Genomic DNA, 22981 nt, shown 5'->3' with positions numbered 1-22981 from the left:
ATCAGCTCCTGATATTTATATTATGTCTCTAAAACAATTGATAACTCTTGTCATAATGCTGATTCATCTTATCTTCTTTATCAAAATAGATAATATCGTAATCGACATACTGCTCGAATTTATAAAAATGAGATGATGTATCTTAAAAAATTAGTCTATTACTTCAACATTATCAAAATAGTAATCAAGTGCTTCTCCATGAATGTATGACTTATTGTGGCCAGATCTCTCACTTAGTTCATTAACTTTATCAATTCGTTCTTGAGTTAATTGAATACTAACCTGCTTCTTATCACCACCTTTTTTCTTCTTTTTTAAGATGAAATGACAATCAGATTTCTTTTCCTTCTTCCCCACTATGATCACCTCCTTCAAGAGATTTGCCAGTAATGAAGGAATTAATGAGTTTTAGGCATTCTCAACATCAGAAGCTAATTCTTCTGGGTCCATGTTTATCATTTCTACACCATATCTGTGCAACTCTAACAGAAATGCGGCTCGATCCATCCCAACCATTTCTGCAGCCATACCCGAAGATATTCGTTTAAGTTCAAATAGTTTGACCGCCATTGCCAATTTAGCTTCTCGTTCAAATTCTTCAGGACTTTCTTGAAGTAAATCAGGCAAAGTGTCAGGATATTCTATCTCCATTTTTCTAGGCATGTCATTATCCTCCTACTGGACTTATTATACTCAGATGCGTATTACTAACTCTATTATAGCACATATCTGCGGTAGAAAAAAAGACTTAACAACCAATATACTACAGGGAGCGCACAAAGGCTATTTAAAGCTGTTCTTAACCGTTCTACATAAGAATCTCCAGCATAAATACAGGTCTTCAAACAGCTATTCTCGAGCCTTCTCAGCCCTTTTTACATAGGAACTTAGAGCACTATCTATTTTCTAACTTACAGTTCAAATTCTCGCATTGAATCATCCATCAAATCTTGATTTACCCCTATATAATCTAGAGTAATGCTCGGAGCAGAATGGTTAAAAAGCTTCTGCAGCATTGCTACATCTTTGTACTGCTGATAATGGTGGTAACCGAAGGTTTTGCGAGTGGAATGGCAGCCAATGGATTCCAGACCAACTTCTTTACCTACAGAACTTAGCACTCTATATGCCTGACTTCTAGTGATCGGTTTGTTGGCCCCATTCCTACTCTGAAAGAGGTACTCATGATCAGCCATGTTTTTAATGTATTGATCTAAAGCATCTCGCAATGCACCATTAATAAAGAACTTCTTTGACTTTTGAGTCTTCTGTTCTTTGATCTGGATATGTGTCTTATTCCTTACATCAGAAACTTTTAGTTGCAGCATGTCTCCAATTCTAAGGCCAGTATTAATTCCGAGCACAAAAAGTAGATAATTCCTGTAATTATCCATCAACAATAAGCGTTTAATCTCCTCAATCAATTCCTTGTCTCTGATCGGCTCAACTTTTTTCATTAGTTTAATCCCCTTTCTAATTTGTTTAAGATACATAAAAGCTCATTTAACACAGAATAGACATCTATTGAAGTGAGTTCATAAGCAAAATATTGGGCCTTCACCGCCGCTAAGGTTGCTATAACAGCAATAAAGACCACAAATGTCAACTCACCTTATTAACTATTGTGGTGAATTGAGTGATTATTCTCTTTATTAAATAATATCATAGACATTACTACATATAAAAAAGAAAATATAATGAGTAACTGATTTTCAGTTAAGACCAATACTCATAATTATACGAAATCGAACAAAAAATATTACCAACCATAGTATTTATTCAGAGCTGCTATTATTAATTGAGGCGCGGCTTCAAGAGATACTTTCCAAGCTCCAGATGCAGCCTTAGATACCATATTGCCTAACCATCCCTTAATCTTATCCCCAAATTCTCCTTTTTTTGATGGAGATTCATTTTCAAGAGCACTACTTAACTTCTCAACATCTTCTTCAGATACTTCTAATGAACGAAGATAATCTAATAAAGAATTTTTATCTCCTTCATTAACTTGTTCTGTTGATTGAATAACATTCTCACCGCTTGCTACATAATTATTATCACCATATACATTTACTTTAAACAAATTTCTTATTTGTTTTTTTGTTTCTTTTTTTCTGCTTCTATCATTTATATCGATATCAGAATTCTCCAATTCTATTATAAAATCTAACAATTTATTTTTTATATTATCTATTATCCCTGCTATAATATGTTTGGTTATAGGTTGATATGCATCAACAAGCACCATATTCCCTGACATCTTCACGCTATCTCTAGATAAAATTATTGCTTCCTGGCTCCATTTTTTTTGAAAGCTTTCAGAGTCAGAATTTAACATTGCTTCTAATTGTCCTATTCCAGAATGTATTTTTAATTCTTCTGCAAAACTTTTAACAAATTCAGGTAAATTACTTGTAGGCAGAGTTACATTACGTGCAACAGATTGTAAAGGACCTGAAAATGTTCCAATATTTTGTGCAGGAAAAATACGATAACTAGGCAACTCTACATCATCTGAATAACCCTCTAGTTCAAATTTAACCCAGTCCTTAAACTCTTGTAGCTGTAGTTTTGAAGCAAGAATTTTAGCTTTTCTCAGTGTATTAGCTAAATTAACATTTTCATTTACTAAGTCACACTTTATTCCTTCCAATAAATCCATTATTACACTTCCTTTTTTGAAATTCGGGCTTATTAAGAAACTCACTTTCAATAAATCATCTAATCAATCGCAAATTTCATAGAAAAAATATTCTTAAATAGAGCTAATTTTAATACTAATAAAAATTCAAAATCATCATCTTAACTTCCAAAATGAAATCACCTCAATAATAATTCTTTAATTCTATCTTTCTTTAATTTTATCATTTTTATAATAAAATCATCGAAACTCTCCTCAGGATACATAGGATTTTCTTTCACTTCAACATTATTTGCAAATGTTTCTCCAATTTTATTAAATATATCTCCAAATCCTTTATAATAAACTTTTGAAGATTCAATTTGAGAAAATAGTACTTTAAGTTAGGATAAGTGTTCTTCTAATTTTATTTCAGAATCAGTAGAATAATTTGTCTCAATTTTTTTATTAATTATTTTCTGAAGGTCTTCATATGAAGCTTTTAATGATTTAGTTCCCTTACGTATATATATATTATTCTTTTTAATTCCGTCTCCATCATTTTGCGATATAAACGGAATATATTGTGGTGTGTCTTCAATAACTAATACCTGAAAGCTTTTGCCTATTATCTCTGAATAATCAGAGTCTTCATAGTTGAAATTAATTATTTCATAGTTTAACTTCTGAGGAATATACTTTTCTACCCCATTATGAAAAGTTGATTTATCAAGCATGTTTTCTAATCCTTTATTATATAAAGAATTGTTTTTTTCCATTACTCCAACTATAATACATCCACCCCCACTATTTGCAAAAGCTAATAAGTGCTTCCCCATTTTTGATAAAGAAGGCCAATCACCCTTAAAATCTAGACTATCTAATTCACCATAATTTTCTCTAAGTATTTCTCTTAATCCTTTTCTAGTAGGTTGTTCAAAAAAACGAGAAAACTTTTCTTTGAAACTTTTCACAATAATAGCCCCCCTAACAATTACTTTAACTAAGTTATTCCATATGATTAAATTCTTAACAAAAAACAAATGGCTGAAATAACAATACAAAATATTATCCTAATCTTTCCTAAATCATTATATACTAGATGTTTTATTTCAATAGCAACAGCTAAATATCCCATAATTAAGATCACTTTTGTTTTGATAAATTAAGATTCAGTGAAGTTTCAAATAAACTATTGTTCCTCAAAATCATTTTCAGATTGTAAGTTTTTAATTTTAGCTGGCAATACATATATATAATTTATTATTTGTTCCACAAATTCTATTGAGTTATCTACTTCTTCATGAGTATGATCAAAATCATCAGCATGTGCAACTTGATTTCCTAAATCTCTCACAATACTAGAAGCAGAATTTAGTAATGAAGGTAAAACTCCTTCCTTAACCATATTAGAAATTTTAGCTGCTAAACTTCCATCATTAAATCCTTTATCTTTACATATCATTTCTAAAGTTCTTCTTAACGAAAGAAGACATATTGATAAGTCAAAATGTTTAGTTTTTAGGGCAGAAACAAATGAATTATTAATTTTATCTAGAACCTCTTTCTTCTCATAATCAAACCTTGGATATAGTATATTTTCGGATGGATAATCTGCATAAGAGTTAGAATATGTATAAAACAGTGTTATCTTCTCACAAACTGGACAATAATACATTTCCCATTTAAATTCTTCTTCACGAGTAACAAATAGACCCATATCTTCATTAAAACCTCTATCAGTAACTACTTTAGAATGATCCCCAAATTGTTTCATAAGAGTTTCATTACCAAAGTGATAGCATTCAAGTATTTTTCTTTTAGCTTTATTAACTCCCATTGATCCTAACCCAAAAAAAATCTAATGACCCATTAAAACTTATTTTTGATATTTCAAATGGGGCCTAATCAGATTTTCAATTTCTTCAATGTTTTTGCTAATCTTCTGGTTAAATTCATCGTTTTTCGAACTTCTATACATCAAGTTATTTCTGGTTTTTGTTTGTTCAGTAGTTTCACCTGAAAATCTTATAGCATGTTGTTCTGGATTTAATCTTAATAAATACATATCTATTTCAACAACTAATTCATTAATCGTACTAAAAAGTTGATCATACTTTTCTCTAATTTCAGCTCCCCACAATGCTTCAGCTTCTGTCAAATCAACTAAAATTTTATTTTTGGTTTTCTCTAAAGGGGTTAACCTTTTTTTATAACCCGAATATTGACGATAATACCTTTTACCTTCTTCGCTATTAATAAAAGGGCTTTCATCTGGAGGGTTTTCCATTTCTCCACCTGACATATAAGGAGATCTTAAGTGTTTTATTAGATCTCTTAATTTATAAGTGTTTGATAAAAGTCTTCTAGATAATTCAAATGCTATTTTTCCTCTTTGCTGAGCTTTCCATGTATTTAGTCCAATAATTGCAACTATACCACCTATAACAGAAGTTATTATGATCATAATCTCTTTAATAATTTTTAAATAAAACATTATTCCCCCTCAAAGATTTAATAACAAAACCACATAAAATTGTAAGCTTTCTACCATTCAGCCTAAGCCATTCTTGTTTCTTTAATATCAGGAATAATAGCAGCTCCTGTTGCCCAGAAAACTCTAGAATGATTGGTAGGTATCAGGTGCATAAGCTCATGTACCAGCATATAATCCACAATAGACATTGGCGCCATGATGATCTTCCAATTAAAGTTCAGGTTATCTTTACTGCTGTAGCTGCCCCAGCTTTTTTTATGTTTCTTTACAACTACATTATTTGGTTCAACATAAAGTTTAATCTTATACTTATCTACTCGTTCATTAATCTTTTCTTTAGCATGTTCACGATACCATTCAATTAAACAGGCCCGAATTTATTCTCTTCGCTGCTTATCATCTTCCTTTAACTTTTCAGGGTAGTTAATAATGAATTTCCCCTGATATAAATTAACCTCTGTGTTTGATCTTTCTGCTGGCGATACTTCCAATCTGTATCTTCGACCTAGATAAGGGAGTTTTTCTCCACTCATAAATTCTTTTTCTTTGAGAGCAGGTTTTATCTTATTCATTTCTTTTAGCTTGGATAAAATCCAACTGGTTTTTTTCTTCAGCACTTCTTCAATTGTGGTGAATTGATATTAATTATCTATAAATTTGCTGATGTTTATTCTAAAGATAATGGTATCCCCAACTTTTCTGTTAAAATCATTATCTCTCTGGAAATATTAAAACATAATTTTGAGATTATTGATAAGTAACTCTTATAGCCATTTCACTGTGATATCCGCTTTATAGAAGCTGTTGGATTTAAAAACCCAAACAATTAACACTTGAGATTATGGCCTCTCTATTTTGCTCTATCATAATTATTTATGTATTCTTTCACTCAATATTTATAATAACTTATCATACTGATCTAATTTTTCCTTAACTTTTTGATTATTTGGTTCTAATTTCTGTAAATATTTAAAATAACCGCGTGCTTTTTCAAATTCTTTCTTTTGGTCATATGCATAAGCTAATTTCTTAATAATTTCTAATCTCTGCGGATACTCTTGATTTATTTCTTCTAATAACTCAATTGCTCGATCTAAATTGCTGCATAAGCCTTCTAAAATTGCTAATCTATATTTATACTTTGTCTGATCAAAAGTATCATTTAGCCTCTTGTAAATTGCTAAAGCCTGATCATATTCTTTTAAAGCAGTATAAACCTTAGCTGTTAAATAATCTAATTCTTCAGCAAAATTATCTTGGCGAATTTCTTCTAATTGACTAAGGTCTATTCTTTTTAGCTGCTGTAGACTAGTATGGAATTTACCTTGTTTATACTGCACATATCCCAGATGTAATTTTAAATCAGGACCAACTCCGCCGACTGCTTCCTGCTCCAAAAACGTTTCTGCTTCCTGCCATTTTTCAGCTTGATACAACTTAGCAACTTGTTCTAGCCAACTTTCACCATCTGCAATATCATAACTTTTAACTGTTATCTTATCTGCTTTAGTCTTTATAGCAGTTTCAAAATCAAGCCTTAACTCCTCAACTGTTTCATATCTATTCTCATAATTGCGTGCTAAAGACTTCAAAATAACTTTTTCTACTGCTAAAGGAATTTCACTATTAATTTCACTTGGTTTTTTATAAGTAGCATTATTAACTACTTGAATCAAGCTATCATGTACTTTACTTCCCGTTAATAAGAAATATAATAAAGCACCTAAGGAATAAATATCTGAACTCAAATATCTTTTTTGCGAGTTAACAACTTCAGGAGCAATAAAACCACATGTCCCTTCCCCGATTGTTTCTACAAACAAGTCTTCTATTAACCTACTGGTTCCAAAATCAGTAATCTTAACTTCATCACCTAATAAAATATTATCTGGTTTAATATCTCCATGACAAATATTTAAAGAATGCATAAATTCAATTGCATCCAAAATATTTAGGAATACTTGATATAAATTAGAAAATAACCGCGGTTTAATTGTTCCATATTCCCTTATCTCATCAGCTAGGGTATGTCCTTCAAAATATTCCATTTCAATTACAAAAACTCCATCTACTCGTCCCATCCAATTAATATCAATAATATTAGGATGTGTATGTCCCTGCAATTTACTACCTTCTTTTAATACTTTATCTCCTGACTCCTGCTTTTTGGGTATTTTCAGAGCCACTACTTCTTCATTTTCTAATTTTATCGATCTCCAAACATAACCATAGCTTCCACTACCTAAGAATTCCTTTAAAATATATTTGTCACCAATTGTTTTATCTTTTTGTGGTTTGAATTTTTTCATCCTATCTCACCTTAATCCATTGATTTAATTTGAGATTATTTCGATTACCGTTTGCTACCGCATGATAAACCATATAATTAGTCTCAAAACTATTGATACCAGATAAATACTTACCTGTAGACAAGGTTAATCCTTCATCGATAATAGTAGTTATATCTTGAATATTATTAGCAGTTACTCCTGCATAACTCCAATAGACAAATAAAATTGATTCTAAACAACAGTCTAATTGATGATAAGCAATCAATAAATTTTTTAATTTTTCTTTTAACTTCTTTTGTTTAGCAGCAGAATTATTATATCTTTCAAATTCAGCTACTAATAACGGCTGATTATTCTCTAAATCAAACCAGACAGAATCAGGTCTGACTGTATCCAGATAACTATTTGGAGCATTAATCGGGCACTCAGAAATAGCTGTTACATTATTAAGTTCTCGACCAATAGCAGTAATATAATTTAATCCATGCGAATGAACAGTTTCTGAACGATCAGGGATTCCATAATCAGTCATCATAGGGAATACTTTTCGCCGCAATTTCCCAGTTTTAAATTCTTGCCTGACAAATTCTTGATCAATTAATTTAGCCATTGAAGCTACCCCATTCTTTAAGCACTGCTGGCGCTTCTCCACCATGCTGTAAAGCCTTAGTACCTACTTTAACTAATAATGGTGCTGGAATAGAACGTCCACAGATCAAAGCTTCCCCAGTTGATAGAGAAGGTAGCTCTTCTATATCAGATTTAGAAAACATATCAGAGGTTTTAACAATGAATCTTTGGTCATCAGGGTTCTTAATTCTCATTGTAATTATTGTATTACATTGAGAAGTAACATCAGGATCTAACTTCGAAGGACGCTGAGAAATAATAGCGAATCCAATCCCGAATTTACGACCTTCTCCAGCAATTCTTTTAATCATTTTCAAAGAAATAGCATCTGATTTTCGCGGTGCAAAATTATGACCCTCTTCATAAACTAAAAAAGATGGTCTAGTTTGTTTTCTCTTATCAGTAGCAGCTCTCAAAATTTCACTAGAGACCAAAGCAGTAATTATCTGTTTAGCATTATCAGATAGTCCCTGAAGATCGACTATCACTAATCTACCATTATCAGCTCCAGATTCTCCGATCATATCATATACATCAGTTGGTTCTCCAATAGCAGCATTATAGAAACTTTGTGCTTCATTAATTACTCGGTTTAGCTTCATAGAAGCTACTGCAGCACTTCTTTTACTCAATGCTCTAGACTCAGCAGAAGTTAATTCTTGCCATGATTTTAATTCTTCTAAATCACCAGCTAATAGTTCACGCAAACTTTCTATATCGCGAGGTGGATCAGGATACTTATATTTCCAATATCTGATTGCCACATCTAACACTCGTTGCTGTGGCTCAGTTAATCCAGGTAAAATCTCTGAAAAATCATCCATTTCAAATCGATCAAATGGCAAAGCTAATTGCTTGTTTTTCCCCTCATATTTTAAATTAAATGAATCAACTTGAGGAGTATAAACTTCAATCCCTCCTCCAGCATCAATTAATTTTTTGAATTTCTCTTGAATTTCAGGAATTTTCTCTTGATCACGAGGATCATCAATATCATCTAGGTTATCATTAAAATGAACTTTTCCATTTTTATAAGCTTTACCATATTCACCATGCGGATCAAAGACCACTACTGAACCATTCATTTGAGCCACTAGTCTTTCAATAATTCGCCCTACAGTATAAGATTTACCGGCTCCTGTCATAGCTAATACTGCTAAATGTTCTGTAGCTAAAGTATTAACATCCATATAGACTGGCACTACATTCTCGCCCCGCTCATAGCCAATCAAATTTCCAATATGAATACTTGTTTCTTCATTAAACTCATAAAAGCGAGATAAAAATTCATAATCAACTCCAAAAACTTTAGTGCCTGGATCTAAAGGGCGGCGGGGAATTTTGATTTCTTTTGTAGCAGGTTCTTTATAGCCTACTAGTTCAATTGTTCCATATAAATTCTCACCCGTAATTTGAGCTCCAGGAAGCATTTCTAAATCATTTAATCCTTCACCCATATCTGAATTATAGAGTATATTATTGCGGGAAATAGATACAATCCGACCTAAAACATCTATTTCTCGCTCACTCTTTCTCTCTTGATGTTTAATTCTTACAAATTCACCACGTCGAGCCACAAAACTATCCTTTAAAGCTATTTTTAAATCGTTAGGGTCTCCTGTATTACCGATTAATGTACCAATTAATTTATTCTCTCCCATCAGACAGCCTCCTTAAATATCTAACCCTGAATTATTATCAAAAACATCTTCATTATCCAACCATTGTTCTTCCAAATCATTATTATTCAATAATTTTTTCGCTTCTCGTTTATAAAACTCTAAAATACCAGGTTGCTTTTTTAAAGGTTTAAGACCATATTCAGCATACCATAAAGGCAAAGGAATCGTACCTGGTTGATCATAAATCATTAACGAAATCAGCTGATTAGTCAACTCATCAACTGCTGAACTGTCCCAATCTTCGACACTACCTAGCATCTCGACTAATAAATGTTTAGTTCTAATTCCTGCCTTAAAATGATAACCCATTAATCCTATATCTCTAAGTTCAGGTGGCTCTAATCTGTTCCTATTACTAATCCCATCAAACTGAAAGGCAGCTGTTCTCTTTGATGGTCCTAAAATTCCTTTGAGCATTCTCTGCAGACCAATTTTGCGTAGCTGTTTTTGATTATCCTGCAGTAAATTTATAATTCCCGGATCAATCTGATCAACGATATAATCTGTACTTTCATCAGCAATTGCTAACAAGACTGCACCAAATCTTTTACCACCAATTGAAACTATTTTAGTTCCTTGCGGATTAAAAGGATAAATTTCACTCTTATATTGACTCCAAAATGATTTTATTTTATCTCTAGCTTTTTTATAATCTGCAACAGTACTATACCGATTTTCTAAGGGCACATCTGATCTTTCTAATATTAAAGGCACATCTAAAATAACTAAATCTGGTCTATCCTCTTCTTCCATTAATTCAGCAAGTAAAGTATAACTATTGACAATATCATAGTACTTCAAGCGTTGACTAGTATCCATATGGTCTATTTCATCAACATCTACTGTACTCTCTTGTCTAGTTTTATAGATAGACCCATCTTCAATATACAGATCCTGTCTCACAGCAGCAGTTCCATACAAAACACCACCAAAAAATTGAACTGTTCTGTGACCAGTAGCAATCCCTGCTGCATTAATCGTAAAGGGAGATAGCTTTTTACACTTCTTAACTACTCCTCCCTGCACTAATTCAGGGGCTATCTTATCAATATATCTCATCTTATTAGACAGTTTTCCTACAGTATTCCGCAAACCTAATTGAATTTTAGCAGACATACTCTGTACTATCGGTGTTCCTTGATAATCATCATTATTAATATCTGTCATCGGTATCACTCTTCTTTTGTTTAATTTCTCTTACATAAGGCAAATAACCTTTATATTTAATGTATTTTTTACCTTTATTACTAATTTTGTGATCATCTTGTAAAAGTTCTTGCTCAGTTAAAGTTTTTACTTCTTTTTTTAATTGTGGTGTAGTATACTGTTGATACAAGTACTTATTTATCTTTTTCTTTAAGTTATCAGTTATTTCTACTTCTGCAGCTGCTAATAGTAATACATATAAAGAAATTTCTGATAATGACTTCTCTTCTTTAACAGTTGATAATTTATCATTTACTACTTTTTCCTCCATCAATAAATTATCAAATTGGTCCCTAATAATTTCATCTTTAGTTAACAGATTCATGTCAAGTAAAGGTAAAGTTGTAACTGTTAATACACCACTATGTTGATGCTGTTTATACATAACAGCTAATAGTTTACCAGCTTCAGTCTTGATTTTAGCCCCCTGTTGGACAGTGGTCTTCACTTCATAATCCAGGGGATAAAAATTATATTTTTTCCACTGCAAATCTGAGTTCCTCACTATTTCTAAACTAATATCAAGATTAAAAACCTCGTCTAGTTTCAGAGGTCGCCAAGAAGGAAGACAAAATAATTGTCGTCCCTCTTGGAAAGACCAGTCTTTCAAAATAGATAATTCTTGGGAACTAATTTTTTTTAATAACCTTCCCACTAAAACTAAAATATTAGCCTGCATATTTTGCTCAGTTGCTAATTTTTCAAAACTAACAGGAACTACATGATACCAATTATTTAAAATCCGATATTCAGTTCTCGTTTGGTAAGCTTCAGGAATATATAGTTTCATTTTAAACAACCTCAACTTTAATCTTAATTAATCCTTGATCTAATAGTTCCTGTTGTTCCTCTTGATAATCTCCCCAATCAACTTCGCCATTGTTTTGAACTACACGTAGATAAAAATCAAATGTAGTTTGTAAATCAGAGAAATAATTCTCTCCTTCTACTCGTAATTCTCTCATTAATCTCTCCACTTTATCTTTAGCTTGTTGATAATCATTTTCTTCGGGTAACTTAGATTTACTATATTGAATATCCTGTTGGTTATTATCTGTTCGTAACTTTCTAATAGCAACAATTAAATCATCATCATACCAACTATTTTTCTGTTCCCGAACAAAATTCTTTACACTGTCAATATTTCCTTTTAACTGCTGAACTAAATTCAACTTATCTTTTACTTCTTTCTCCATAATATCAAGTAATTTGTCGATCTTACCCTCTTCTTCAGCATCTTCAATCTTTTCTTTTAGACCAGCTTCTAAAAAGGTTTCTAAACCTAGTCTAATTCTATCTAAGTTTTTATACTCCTGATTAGACTTCCATTCTTCTGGAGCAGTAGCAAAAAAATCTTGCCATTTTCCAATCTCGTCCTGATGGGCTAAATAATCATCTATAATTTTCTTAAATTTTTCTTTAATTTTATTAAATTTATCTACTAATCCTGAGTTGATCCACTTCACACCTGAATCAGATAGTTGTAAACCACATTTAGATAAAACACTTTTTAATCTTGTTAATGCCTGACTATATTCCGCCTTCTTTAAATAATGGGCCAACATTTCTGTAGTATCAACTGGTAGTCTAATTGTTTTAGTTTTATCAACATCAGTTGAATAGCTAATCTCTTTTTTATATTCTCTTAACATCAATGTTAGAGGGGAAATAGGTATTTCATAGCCCTCATATTTGTTATTAGCCATTACTTCTTCAATCTTTTCCTCTATTTTATTAGCAGCTGGTTCTTTGATTTCAGTAATATATTGATGGAATAATTGAATATATCTTAATCTTTTCCAAATCGGCATATCTCCATCTAAAGGATCTAATCCTTCAATTACCCTAGTATTAAATTCTAATTGCTGCCATTTTTCTGGATTATAAACATAATCGCAATTATTATTGAAAGTCTCTAAATGTTCTATTATTCCTCCCCAAATATTTTCTTTTTTAGGTGTCAATTTCTGTAATTTATCAACTTTCAATTCATCTAATATATTCTTAGCATCATCTAACTTTTTACGATAATCTTCCTTATTAGTATCCTGTAGCATATTTATATAACCTGGTCCAAGGACCTTAGACAATTCGTCTAATATTTGATCATATTCTTGATCAAGCCAAGTCTTAGCATTATAATACTTTGTTTCTAGACTATTAGCTGTAGTTCTCTGATAATGGTCATTATCAATCTCGATAACTCCCAATTTCTGTAAAAAGATAGTTATTTGTCTAATTATTTTCATTACCGAGCTACCTCTAGAAACAGACTCCTGTAGGCTAAAGAAGAAATCATTTTCAATTTTATTTTGTGAGACTCTTTTATCACTAAAATAAGAAATTAATCTGGGAAAACAAGCTGGAACCTCTGCTAAGTAATCTCCATTTTCTTTTCTAAAAACCCCAATAGTTTTATAATTTTTATTTTTAAATTTCTGAGGTAATTCTAGTTTGGACATTACATTCTTTAATTTATCAAGTTCTTCACTAGAAAAATTATTATCTGTAGCACTAAATTCCCACAATGAAGTATCTTTAATCAACATCTGTTTATATCCTTGAGCAATCATAGCCACAATTTCTTTATTATTACTTCTATCAGGCTTAATTGGTCTTAAAACCCAACCTTGACTGTCTAGTTCTTCAAACCATTCTTTACTTCGGTCTTGAATTACATTATTAATTTGATTGACTTTATCTCTAAATTGGCCAGTAAAATATCTAGGTTCTCTTAAATTAAGATAATCTCGCTCAACTGATAGAATTTCTAAGACTTCCTGCTGAATTTGATTTAAAGAGATAAAGATAATACTGCGTCCTACTTTTGTTAAGTCATTTTTAATGTTATTGATTTCTGTTTCAACAGCTGAAGTATTAGCTAAAACAAAAATAGGATGAGATCCTTCTTTATTAATTTTACGGCTCTGCAAAACTCTTTTTAATTTATCAGTGTCTTGGCCCCAAATTATATCTACATAATTTTTAGGATGGACTGTTAAGGGGACAGGACCTTCATTAAATTCCACGCGTTTGCCAGGTATTTCTAAATTAAGTTTTCTGATTTCAGGATAATTCATCTGCATAGCCCGCCCAAAACCAGCTAGAATCCGATTAATCTTTCCCTCCCTATCCTGTTGTACTTCTTCAATTCTCTCTTCTAAAGCTTGATTCTCTTCTGGGGTTACTAAATAACCGGCTTCTCCTGTGTCAGAGGCATAGCGTTTATCAAATTTACTTAAGAAAGAGAAGCTCGGCCCAATGTATTTTTTCTCCGCAGTACTCTTCTCTTGAATCAAATTATAAATTAACTCTGCAGCAGTTTCTGCTTCTTCTTCAGGATACAGCATTCTAACCTGATCAATAAAAATAGATTTAGTAGTACCGACTAGATATTCATTTTCATCCGTGCCTAAAGAAAATGTCTTTAAGCTGCGCAGTAAAATATCCAAATCGAAGTTGCCACCATAATTATTGGTGAATTGATCTTCACTTATTCGCTCATATTCTCCTTCATTAATTAAATATCTAGCTAATTCCGGCTTCTTAAGTTCTACTGATTTAAATCCTGCAAATACTTTTTCGCCCATTTCTGTTTTAGCATTCTGCAAAGCATTTAGTTCTGCTTTATTAAAGTTGTCGATGGGCTTAGGCAACTGTAGTAGTACTAATCTTTTGACTAATGATCTGTGTTTTTCTGGCACTTCAAGATAATCTAAACTAGCTTCATCTAGCAACTTATCAAATCTAGATACTGACCGCAGCCGGTCTTCAAAAATTTCGGCTGCATCAGCTGAACCATTATTAAGCAGATACTGGTCCACTTGATTCATAATCATATTAAACCAACCAAAATTACTGCCTGCTATAATATAAGCTGCTTCTACCAATCCCTCGGGATAGTCAGGAATTCCCCCTTGGTGCTCTAAATGTTCTATATAATCACTAATATCAGCAAAAGAATTCTGTTCTATTTCCAATATCTCATTGCGTCGGTCAAGAGCTCCTACTCCTTTTAATTGATCACCAATAGCTGGTGAACATAATAGTAGAAACGCACTATAAGGATACTTTGCTCTAGCATTTTCATGTTTGATGGCATGAGAAATTAATTGAATTGCTTCACCATCTAATTTATTCTTAACTTCATCATCAAATTCACTGTTTGTTCTTTCAGTTTTTGATTCTACTTCATCGGCAATAATTAAAAACTGTTCAATACCTAATTCTTGAAAATATTGATAAGCTTGATTAACAACTTGAACTAAATCATCTTCATTATCTAAAATTTCTTCTGTAGTATACTGATCTAATTTTAAGATTTCTTGCAATTTTACTTGAGAAAAGTTCATTGGATTTAAATGGCGAACTAAATCTAAGGCTATCTGTTCTTGATAAGTTAAATCATCTTCTTCTTTGGCTGTAGCTAAATTTTTAAGAGCAACATAGGTCCCGAAAGGAACCCAATAATTATAAGGTAAATAATCATGATTCATCTGATCGTAACTAATATAAATAGGTAAAATTCCATCACCGAAATTATCCTCTAAGATTCTAACTTGCTGCGTTTGACCATTTTCTTCTCGGATAATCCAACCTTTATCTTTGCCCATTACTTGTGATACTAATTCAAAAGCAATTCTTGACTTACCAATCCCCCAATCAGCAATTAGAGGAAATATCCGCGCTAAATTTGCTCGCTCCAGACCATCTACAAAATTATTGAATACACGATAAAACTCTTTTTGTCCCACCATCGGATGACTGAGAGGATATTTACTGACTCCCCCCTCAGACCACACTAAATTGTTCATAATTTAACCTCCAATTTTTAACAATAATATTTAATCTAAAAATTCAACCTTCAACAACTGATAATCTCGTTTACCGTATAATCCTCGACCGTGTCTGGGTTGCCCCGATTGATGGCTTAGGATTTTTAATTGATTATCAGCTAATTTAGCCTTGAAAAACTTTTCAATCCATTTATCCTCTTCTTCTGTAATTCCTAATTTACTATGTAATGCTTGGCCCACTTTATGCAAAGGAAAGTAGCCGCGAAAATCTTTATATTCAGCTACTAGTTCTTTTAACAGTTCTAATTCATTCTGCTCATTTGAAGTCTCTGTTAATTCCGAGACTAATTCTAAACTAATGTCTCTTTTAAACTGTTCTTGTTCTAAATAATAAGTCTGCGTATCATATTTTTTCAGCCATCCTAAATAGAGAAATAATTCTAGAGGGCAACGTAATCTTGCTATACCTGATAAAGTAGGCTTTTGTCCACGCGAGCCTAACCATTTTATCTCTTCTTCAGCAACCCCCAGTTCTTTTGCCCACCATGGTCCTAAAGCTGGAAAACCTACAGCAGCTAAAAGATTATTTAAATTCTGTTGTTCATCATCGCGATAAAAGGGATAAAAAGTTTCGCCTTGATAATCTACTGCAGTTTTGTTATAAACCGCCTTAAACCAAGCTGTCTCGAATTTCAGCGGGTTATCTTCTAGCATAGCTATAATTACTGCTCTAAGGCGCGGAGAGTACTTCAATAGCTGTTCTCCTAATAGTATCAACCACTTCCTCTCATTATCTGCTTTGTAAGCTGCAGCTAAATCTCGGGCGGACTGCTGGAGTTGGCCCTGGTTAATAAAGTTAACACCCTTTAATTTATAGCTCTTATCTTTAGTCATTCGTTTCCAAGCAAATAAACCATATAATTCTTCGTTATGATTCAATCTGCCCGAATCATCGATTTCTAAGTCTAAATACTTAACTGCCAATTCTTTAGCCGTTGTAGCTTCAATCTCAGCCGGTAAATTACTTAACAACTCCGGCCATATTTCAAAGCGCCAAGGATCAAGCCAAAATCTCTGCTTTCCTAACCTAATCTTCATAGTTTTTTGCCAACCTTTCTATATAGTTCTTTAGTTCGTCTTTTAATTGACTACAGTTATTTTTTAGTATTAGCAAAGGTTTCTTATATAATAAGCTATCTATTTTATCGGATAGAATATATTCATTATTTTGATAAATATAAATTTCTTTGTCTAATAGTTCAGTAAAGTAATCAATAAGGTTAAGTTGTGATTTAGGAAATAATTTAATATCCTTAAAAGTTAAGAAATCTTTTATTAGTTCTGCAAAGGAAGAAACATAAACCTCTCGACCATTATCAAGATAAGTAAGAAAATTAATCTCTGTTGGTTGATAGGGAGTTGCTTTCTCTGCGGGACGAAGATTAATGCGGTCATTATTTTCAGCCCGCATCTGTTTTTCTACCATCCCAAAAATAATCAAAAATATGCCCCACGGATTATTGATTATCTCTTGGTCAAGTTCTAAATTGGGATCAGAAAAGCGGTTTTTTAATGAAACTAAGGTATATTTGCTCTCCTCTGCTGCCTCTAAATAAGGATTAGAAGTAACCCGCCGCTGCTGGGCCCAATTATTATCAAGGTTAACCTTATCTATGGCATTTAGATTAAGTTGCTTAGGTTCAGACTTAACCTGCTGCAGGGTCTGCAGCATCCGCATCAGCTTTTGATAATAATCAGCCGTATCACTGAAGACAAAATCATCTAATGCTTGAGTTAATTCAGTGGTAACCTCTGCTTTTATTTCTACCCACTCTTCTTTTTCTAATTCTTCCGGCGGTCGCTGATACTTGTCCTGCAACTCTTGGTACAGCCCAAGAATATAAGTAGCTAAACTTGGTAATTTACTGATAAAGCTTGTGAGCGCTGAACGGTCTTCGGCTGCTGCAATATCTGCTCCCGCCTGCAGTACTTCCCGCAGTAAATAATTCTGATACTGCGGCTGAGAGAGCAAAAGATGATTGATAAAATCTTGGGCGTTCTTTGTAGCCCAAGATAAAGCTAGCCAGCGGTCTGAGATAATTAAATGATTGCTCTGCTGGACTAACCAGTGTTGCTCTTGCAGCCAGTTGCTATATTCAGGTGTTAGTTGAGGTTTGGTTAATTCGCCGCAGTTGTATAAAGTTTTGAGCTGGGAAATAAACTCTTTCATCTGTTATCACCACACTTTTTTATCAGTTTTTTTGTTAAATTTAATTATCAATTTCTAAATCACCTTCGATTAAATCTTCTACATCTTGTTTTGCTTCTTCGATGAGTTGTTTAGATTGGTTTTCATTTTTAATTGATTTTAAGATCTTATCATGAATTGATTTTTGTTTATCAATATCTATTATTGGTACCTTAATAGCTGCAATATCTTCTAAACCTAAATGTCGATTAGTCGCTCCAGTAATTCCTTGTTTAATTTGTAATTGTCCAAATTTTGTTTTTAAAAAGGTCAGCAAATATAATGGATATATTTCATCTTGATTAGTAACTCTTAAATATGCAGTATCTGCACTTAAAGTCATTTTTTCGTTATTATCCTTAACAACAACTGCTGCTTTACCAATTGTGGCTCCTGTTATTGCTAACACAATATCAAAGTTCTCTAACCTTTTATCTTCCCTTTTATTATATATTCTCTCTGGAATTCCTAATGTTTCTTCAATATTAAAACGATAATTCCTAATATCAGAAATCCTCAAATATGGTATATTTCCTAATTCTTTATTAGAAGAATAGGAAAAACCTTTTCCAATTTTGGTGATCTCATTTAATTTTTTGACTTGAGTAAATTCTTCTAGATAATCAGTTATTCTTTCAAAAATAGGCTTATAATACCAAGCATCTATTCTTCTTTCAGTAACTTTATTAGTAAATAGATATTTTTGTTTATTAAAAGAAAATGATTCTGATTTTAATACTTTTTCCAATTCATTTTCTGCTTTTTCTCTTAAAGTTTTAGCTTCTTCTCTTAATTTTTCAGCTTTTCTAACTTTATCACCAATATATTTTTGAATTTCATGTGAAGGAATAGGAATTTGTAGTCTTTTAATATTCTTATTTGTTAAAGAAGGTTGTACTCCCCCATACGCATATCTATCCATTTGAAGTTGCCCATATTTAGAAGCCATATACGCTAATACATACTCACTTTTTACAATCGATTTATCTAATTCAACTCTAGTAAGATTTTGTCCCATAGCAATTTTTTCTAAATTGTTTGGCACTCTACACACTCTACCAATAGTTCCAACTCTAGTTAATATAATATCGTTGTTTTGGGCTTGAATTTCTGGTTGCTCTTTATATATTCTTTCTTCGACACCAATCAAAGAATCTAAATCTAACAATAAATTTTTAATGTTTTTACCTCTTATTAAAGGAACCCCTTCCCCGTTAGGTAAATAAGAAGAAGATGGAATGCCTTTCCAACCTACTGGAGCATTCATATTTATACTTATATCTTCTAAATCTCTAATTTCTATTTTATTTTCTATTAAATTAGATTTATTTTTTATATATTTACTATGATAAAACATAGAGTCTAATCTATCATTATTTATTTCTTTTGAATCTACTATTACAACACTTGGCTTAATAGATAATAGATTATAATTTAACATACATAGCCTCCTCACACAGTTTTATTATTTTTATATCCATTCACAATATCTAATAAATCATTATGGTCATCACCAAGATCAATTTCTTTATTTTGCTTAACCTCAAAACCTACTTCATCTGCTACAGCCATAAAAATAGGACCCTGCTGTTCTCCTTGATGTTCTTTTTTCTTTAAATATAAAAAGGAAGTTTTAGCACCAGCACCAGATAATTTAAATGTTTCATTAGGAAAAGAAACTACAGACTTAACAATTGCCTTTCCGCCTTCAAATTCACCAGTTTCTTCATTTTTCTTGCCCATTAAATACTCTCTTACATATTGATCACTTGAGTTTGACAAAATACCATCGGGTAAAACGATGCCTAATAACCCCCCTGGCTTCAACAACTGTAAACAGCGGTCAATAAACAGCACTGCTGGATCAACTGAGCTATTTATTCTCCAACCATTGCTATAATTTTTACTACCTAAAGCTAATTTATCACTTTTCATTTGACATGATTTATCTACTATATCAGTAGAAAATTGTTCTAATATTTTTTTATCTTCTTTATTCTTTTTACTATATCCCCCTTTACCAAACGGTGGATTAGTTAAAATTAGATCAAATGTTTCTGCTTCGAATTTATCAGTAGTTAATGAATTCTGCACCTTTAATATCTGCGCTTTCGCAGAACCGTGTAATGCCATATTAATTCTAGCCTTTAAAACCATTCCTGGGGCATTATCTGCTCCGACAAAACTATTTTCTTTAATCTGCTGTAAATATTCTTCTTTCTCTTCGTCACTCCAACCACCTAACTGCCTTATATACTTTCCAACTTCATTTAGAGCTTTAACTAAAAATCCACCTGAACCACAAGCAGGATCACCAATTTTCAACTCTGGTTTGCCATCGGCATCTTTAGCTAGTATCTTACCACTATCTTTTAAATCATGGAATGTCATATCTACTATTGCTTCAGTAATCTGCCGTGGTGTTAGATAAATTCCCATGCCACCCTTGTTTTCAAATTTACCGCGTAATAGAACATCAAATACTCGACCTAAAACATCTCCTGATACATCTGCTAATGTTCCTTCTTCTTTTAACACATTCTCATTTTTATCTTCAATTGGCCCTAAATTCTGTAAAGTATCAAATATTTTTTCATAAATTTCTGGGTTTTGTAGTTTAATATACTCTTCTTCATCAAAAATAGGATACTCACCTGCTGCTAAATAATCAGGATGATCTTTTACTTCTTTAAAAGCTGTTCTAATATCTTCTATTGCTTTTTCAGGACTTTCTTTTATGTAGCTATGATCTACTACATCATCAATTGTTTTATCACCTTTTACTTGATTTAATTGATATCTAGGATGATTTAATCTAAAGACTTCCATAAAAATCAATTTACAGAACTCATCAATTGCTTCATTAGTATTATTTACATGATCACGACTCGAATAAATAGTTTCATGTAAATCATCAAATTTTTCTTGTAATTGATGATAAATCTTTTTAGACCATCTCTCATAAGGATCCATTTCTTTTTCTGCTACTGTTTCTACTTCTGAAACATCCGGTAACTTAGTAATTGATTTTTCTTTATCTACATCTATATAAAAATTATTTTCTCCATTTGTCGCCCACGCTAAAGATGGAAAGTTCTCTTGCAACTGAGCATTCGTCAAAGTTGTTTCTCTGATTGTTTGGTTCCAATCATGATCATCTGCATATACCCGACAGTAAATATATTTCTCATCACCATTAGAATATAATAACTCTGCTACTTCTCCTTCTAACTCTTCTTTTATCTGTTCACTAAATCCTTTATCTAATAAAGTTTGTCGTACATCAGTTAATAATTCTTGCATCCAAAACCCTCCTACTAGGTTAACATTTTAATTTAAAGCAACTTTAGTTGTCATATTTTTAACAAATTATTCTAAACTACTTTTGTTTTCAATCCTTCGTTGTTACAACTTTAGAATTAGGACATTTTAAATCTTCACTCGCTTTAACTAAACTAATTATATCTTCTCGACCAAAAACTAAACCATAAGGTAGATTATCTACAAACTTATCAATGCGCACTAAAGGTTTAGAATCTAATTCTTCCCGTAATAAATCTAGAACTCTCTCTTTAGGAGAGACTTCTCCCATTTTCCATTTATCTGCTTCTTTTTTTACCTTACTATCTAGAGTTAGATATAATTCTAGTTGTTCTATATTCCAATCTATATCTTGCTCTTGTAGTTCTTTGTACAACTCTTTAGTATCTTTAGGAGTTTCTAGGTAATCTGATAAATTATTGATTTCTTTCATATTAACCCCCTGTTTCCTAGAATAGTACTGTAAAATCTAATTAACATTGTCCTTAATTATTCACGACAATTAAAAAAACAAATCTATCTAATGCTAGATTAATTTTTCCAAAACACTGTCAGGTAATCTATCCTTACCATTGAAATCGACTGTAGTTAAAACCTCTTCTAGTGTTTGGTTTTCCTTCTCTAAAACTACAAAACAGTTATTAATAGCTATACCAATATCTTCATTCTGCTTTTGGATTTCTGAACAGCAATATCTCTAGGGAATATATACTTTTACTTGGTATAAAACCCCTGATCATCAGCTAATTATTCTCCATATCCTTCAATAATTTCTTTTCTGTTTTCCATAAAAATATCATTCATTCTTTTTAAAAACAAAAAACCAAATATGTAGTTCATATAATCTGCAGAATCAATACTACCTCTTAGTATATTGACTGATTTCCAGAGATGTGATTCTATTTCTTATAGTGTTAATTTTGGCATTTAAAACTCCTCTAAACATATTTACAAATATGTAAATTAAATTTACTGCTTAAAGGTACTGCTTATCACCGGTTTCAACATAAAAATAGATTTCAAGCATCTGGCTCATTAATTTTAGGATATGCCTGTACTCTTTTTCTGTCAAATTATCGCCAGCTTTTTTATCATAAAATTCTCCAAAGAAAATAAAATTACCTCTTTCAATTAAATTATCTCCAATTTGTTCTATTTGATAGTTCTCACTTCTTTTAGGAACATCATCATGATAAAACATCATCAAATCGCTATACTTATCATAATTTTTATCGAGAAACTCATTAAATCTTTTTATTTTAGGTTTAAAAATTTCAACAGGTTCAGTCAGGCTTCTACTGGGTTCTATAGAAAAAGCAAAACCTGCTCTAAACTCTTCTCTATCAGGCTCAAAACCTATGTTAACCTGCATCTCTTTTCTACCACCAGAATGATATGCGTAGTTATCTTTATACTTAATGCTTTTATTTGAAAAAATATCATAAGTATATGGCTGAGATAGTTTGTTAATTTCTACCCGATAATTCTGCAACTGAGCAATCTGATAATCTTTACTCTTTTCATTTAAGTTATCAGCTATTTTAGATATATTCATAATTACCCCCCTAATATTTTAAAGTTAGCTATTAAAAATAGGCTTTAAAGTTAAAATTAATGTATCCGATTTTTAAATCGTAATATTATTTTACCTATTACTATTTATACTTCAATAAATTCTTTAATTTTCCTT

General features: G+C 31.8%; 20 protein-coding genes and 1 pseudogene. All 21 read right to left on the bottom strand.

All coding sequences use genetic code 11. From position 1 onward, the window contains the following. Positions 1-150: 150 nt before the first annotated feature. Complete coding sequence (locus DFR78_RS04000) at positions 151-357, bottom strand: hypothetical protein (protein ID WP_076544531.1); 207 nt, start codon at positions 355-357, stop codon at positions 151-153. A 51-nt stretch (positions 358-408) separates the two neighbouring features. Further along, the gene (locus tag DFR78_RS03995; RefSeq protein WP_076544530.1) at positions 409-663 is read right to left on the bottom strand and encodes a UPF0175 family protein; all 255 of its coding nucleotides are present in this window, start codon (positions 661-663) and stop codon (positions 409-411) included. A gap of 248 nt (positions 664-911) precedes the next feature. Continuing rightward, positions 912-1457, bottom strand: a complete 546-nt coding sequence (locus DFR78_RS03990) for a site-specific integrase (RefSeq protein WP_114457552.1) — start codon at positions 1455-1457, stop codon at positions 912-914. Between the two features lie 302 nt (positions 1458-1759). Beyond that, positions 1760-2662 (bottom strand): hypothetical protein, encoded by a 903-nt coding sequence (locus DFR78_RS03985; protein WP_114457551.1) that lies wholly within the window; start codon positions 2660-2662, stop codon positions 1760-1762. A 362-nt stretch (positions 2663-3024) separates the two neighbouring features. Next, positions 3025-3594 carry a helix-turn-helix domain-containing protein gene (locus tag DFR78_RS03980; protein ID WP_114457550.1) on the bottom strand — a complete coding sequence of 190 codons (570 nt, stop codon included), beginning with the start codon at positions 3592-3594 and terminating at the stop codon, positions 3025-3027. 218 nt (positions 3595-3812) lie between these two features. Further along, positions 3813-4460, bottom strand: a complete 648-nt coding sequence (locus tag DFR78_RS03975) for a DUF4145 domain-containing protein (protein WP_114457549.1) — start codon at positions 4458-4460, stop codon at positions 3813-3815. Positions 4461-4499: 39 nt separating this feature from the next. Beyond that, positions 4500-5117, bottom strand: a complete 618-nt coding sequence (locus DFR78_RS03970) for a hypothetical protein (RefSeq protein WP_114457548.1) — start codon at positions 5115-5117, stop codon at positions 4500-4502. Positions 5118-5179: 62 nt separating this feature from the next. Then, a pseudogene (locus tag DFR78_RS12135) lies at positions 5180-5734 on the bottom strand (M48 family metallopeptidase). Between the two features lie 279 nt (positions 5735-6013). Then, a complete protein-coding gene (locus DFR78_RS03955; protein WP_114457545.1) occupies positions 6014-7426 on the bottom strand; it encodes a serine/threonine-protein kinase in 1413 nt (470 codons plus the stop codon). 1 nt (position 7427) lies between these two features. Beyond that, positions 7428-8018: a hypothetical protein gene (locus DFR78_RS03950; protein ID WP_114457544.1), complete on the bottom strand. Its 591-nt coding sequence runs from the start codon at positions 8016-8018 to the stop codon at positions 7428-7430. Continuing rightward, on the bottom strand, positions 8011-9699 hold the full coding sequence (locus tag DFR78_RS03945) for a helicase HerA domain-containing protein (protein ID WP_114457543.1): 1689 nt from the start codon (positions 9697-9699) through the stop codon (positions 8011-8013). Before DFR78_RS03945 ends, DFR78_RS03950 begins: the two co-directional genes overlap by 8 nt. Positions 9700-9711: 12 nt before the next feature. Beyond that, entirely contained in the window at positions 9712-10887 is a 1176-nt protein-coding gene (locus tag DFR78_RS03940; protein WP_114457542.1) for a hypothetical protein, read from the bottom strand. Next, entirely contained in the window at positions 10874-11716 is an 843-nt protein-coding gene (locus DFR78_RS03935; RefSeq protein WP_114457541.1) for a hypothetical protein, read from the bottom strand. The genes DFR78_RS03940 and DFR78_RS03935 overlap by 14 nt, the downstream gene beginning before the upstream one ends. Position 11717: 1 nt before the next feature. Then, the gene (locus DFR78_RS03930; RefSeq protein WP_114457540.1) at positions 11718-15740 is read right to left on the bottom strand and encodes a hypothetical protein; all 4023 of its coding nucleotides are present in this window, start codon (positions 15738-15740) and stop codon (positions 11718-11720) included. A gap of 30 nt (positions 15741-15770) precedes the next feature. Further along, positions 15771-16820, bottom strand: coding sequence for a hypothetical protein (locus DFR78_RS03925; protein WP_114457539.1), 1050 nt, complete (start codon positions 16818-16820; stop codon positions 15771-15773). Then, on the bottom strand, positions 16810-17952 hold the full coding sequence (locus DFR78_RS03920) for a hypothetical protein (RefSeq protein WP_114457538.1): 1143 nt from the start codon (positions 17950-17952) through the stop codon (positions 16810-16812). The genes DFR78_RS03925 and DFR78_RS03920 overlap by 11 nt, the downstream gene beginning before the upstream one ends. A 40-nt stretch (positions 17953-17992) precedes the next feature. Next, positions 17993-19411, bottom strand: a complete 1419-nt coding sequence (locus DFR78_RS03915) for a restriction endonuclease subunit S (RefSeq protein ID WP_114457537.1) — start codon at positions 19409-19411, stop codon at positions 17993-17995. An 11-nt stretch (positions 19412-19422) separates the two neighbouring features. Continuing rightward, the gene (locus tag DFR78_RS03910; RefSeq protein WP_114457536.1) at positions 19423-21273 is read right to left on the bottom strand and encodes a class I SAM-dependent DNA methyltransferase; all 1851 of its coding nucleotides are present in this window, start codon (positions 21271-21273) and stop codon (positions 19423-19425) included. An 88-nt stretch (positions 21274-21361) separates the two neighbouring features. Beyond that, complete coding sequence (locus tag DFR78_RS03905) at positions 21362-21724, bottom strand: hypothetical protein (protein WP_114457535.1); 363 nt, start codon at positions 21722-21724, stop codon at positions 21362-21364. A 314-nt stretch (positions 21725-22038) separates the two neighbouring features. Then, complete coding sequence (locus DFR78_RS03900; RefSeq protein ID WP_233486973.1) at positions 22039-22149, bottom strand: type I restriction-modification system subunit M N-terminal domain-containing protein; 111 nt, start codon at positions 22147-22149, stop codon at positions 22039-22041. A 118-nt stretch (positions 22150-22267) separates the two neighbouring features. Next, the gene (locus DFR78_RS03895) at positions 22268-22846 is read right to left on the bottom strand and encodes a hypothetical protein (protein WP_114457533.1); all 579 of its coding nucleotides are present in this window, start codon (positions 22844-22846) and stop codon (positions 22268-22270) included. Positions 22847-22981: the final 135 nt, after the last annotated feature.

This window comes from Halanaerobium sp. MA284_MarDTE_T2 (assembly GCF_003337245.1).
Lineage (GTDB): Bacteria > Bacillota > Halanaerobiia > Halanaerobiales > Halanaerobiaceae > QPJE01.
Note: the sequence above shows the minus strand (reverse complement) of the source record. Positions and strands in the feature narration are given on the sequence as shown.

What these genes read in the sequence shown, in the direction of transcription:
- DFR78_RS03995 (WP_076544530.1), bottom strand. Translation starts at nt 663, where the DNA reads ATGCCTAGAAAAATGGAGATAGAATATCCTGACACTTTGCCTGATTTA.
- DFR78_RS03990 (WP_114457552.1), bottom strand. Translation starts at nt 1,457, where the DNA reads ATGAAAAAAGTTGAGCCGATCAGAGACAAGGAATTGATTGAGGAGATT.
- DFR78_RS03985 (WP_114457551.1), bottom strand. Translation starts at nt 2,662, where the DNA reads ATGGATTTATTGGAAGGAATAAAGTGTGACTTAGTAAATGAAAATGTT.
- DFR78_RS03975 (WP_114457549.1), bottom strand. Translation starts at nt 4,460, where the DNA reads ATGGGAGTTAATAAAGCTAAAAGAAAAATACTTGAATGCTATCACTTT.
- DFR78_RS03970 (WP_114457548.1), bottom strand. Translation starts at nt 5,117, where the DNA reads ATGTTTTATTTAAAAATTATTAAAGAGATTATGATCATAATAACTTCT.
- DFR78_RS03955 (WP_114457545.1), bottom strand. Translation starts at nt 7,426, where the DNA reads ATGAAAAAATTCAAACCACAAAAAGATAAAACAATTGGTGACAAATAT.
- DFR78_RS03950 (WP_114457544.1), bottom strand. Translation starts at nt 8,018, where the DNA reads ATGGCTAAATTAATTGATCAAGAATTTGTCAGGCAAGAATTTAAAACT.
- DFR78_RS03945 (WP_114457543.1), bottom strand. Translation starts at nt 9,699, where the DNA reads ATGGGAGAGAATAAATTAATTGGTACATTAATCGGTAATACAGGAGAC.
- DFR78_RS03940 (WP_114457542.1), bottom strand. Translation starts at nt 10,887, where the DNA reads ATGACAGATATTAATAATGATGATTATCAAGGAACACCGATAGTACAG.
- DFR78_RS03935 (WP_114457541.1), bottom strand. Translation starts at nt 11,716, where the DNA reads ATGAAACTATATATTCCTGAAGCTTACCAAACGAGAACTGAATATCGG.
- DFR78_RS03930 (WP_114457540.1), bottom strand. Translation starts at nt 15,740, where the DNA reads ATGAACAATTTAGTGTGGTCTGAGGGGGGAGTCAGTAAATATCCTCTC.
- DFR78_RS03925 (WP_114457539.1), bottom strand. Translation starts at nt 16,820, where the DNA reads ATGAAGATTAGGTTAGGAAAGCAGAGATTTTGGCTTGATCCTTGGCGC.
- DFR78_RS03920 (WP_114457538.1), bottom strand. Translation starts at nt 17,952, where the DNA reads ATGAAAGAGTTTATTTCCCAGCTCAAAACTTTATACAACTGCGGCGAA.
- DFR78_RS03915 (WP_114457537.1), bottom strand. Translation starts at nt 19,411, where the DNA reads ATGTTAAATTATAATCTATTATCTATTAAGCCAAGTGTTGTAATAGTA.
- DFR78_RS03910 (WP_114457536.1), bottom strand. Translation starts at nt 21,273, where the DNA reads ATGCAAGAATTATTAACTGATGTACGACAAACTTTATTAGATAAAGGA.
- DFR78_RS03905 (WP_114457535.1), bottom strand. Translation starts at nt 21,724, where the DNA reads ATGAAAGAAATCAATAATTTATCAGATTACCTAGAAACTCCTAAAGAT.
- DFR78_RS03895 (WP_114457533.1), bottom strand. Translation starts at nt 22,846, where the DNA reads ATGAATATATCTAAAATAGCTGATAACTTAAATGAAAAGAGTAAAGAT.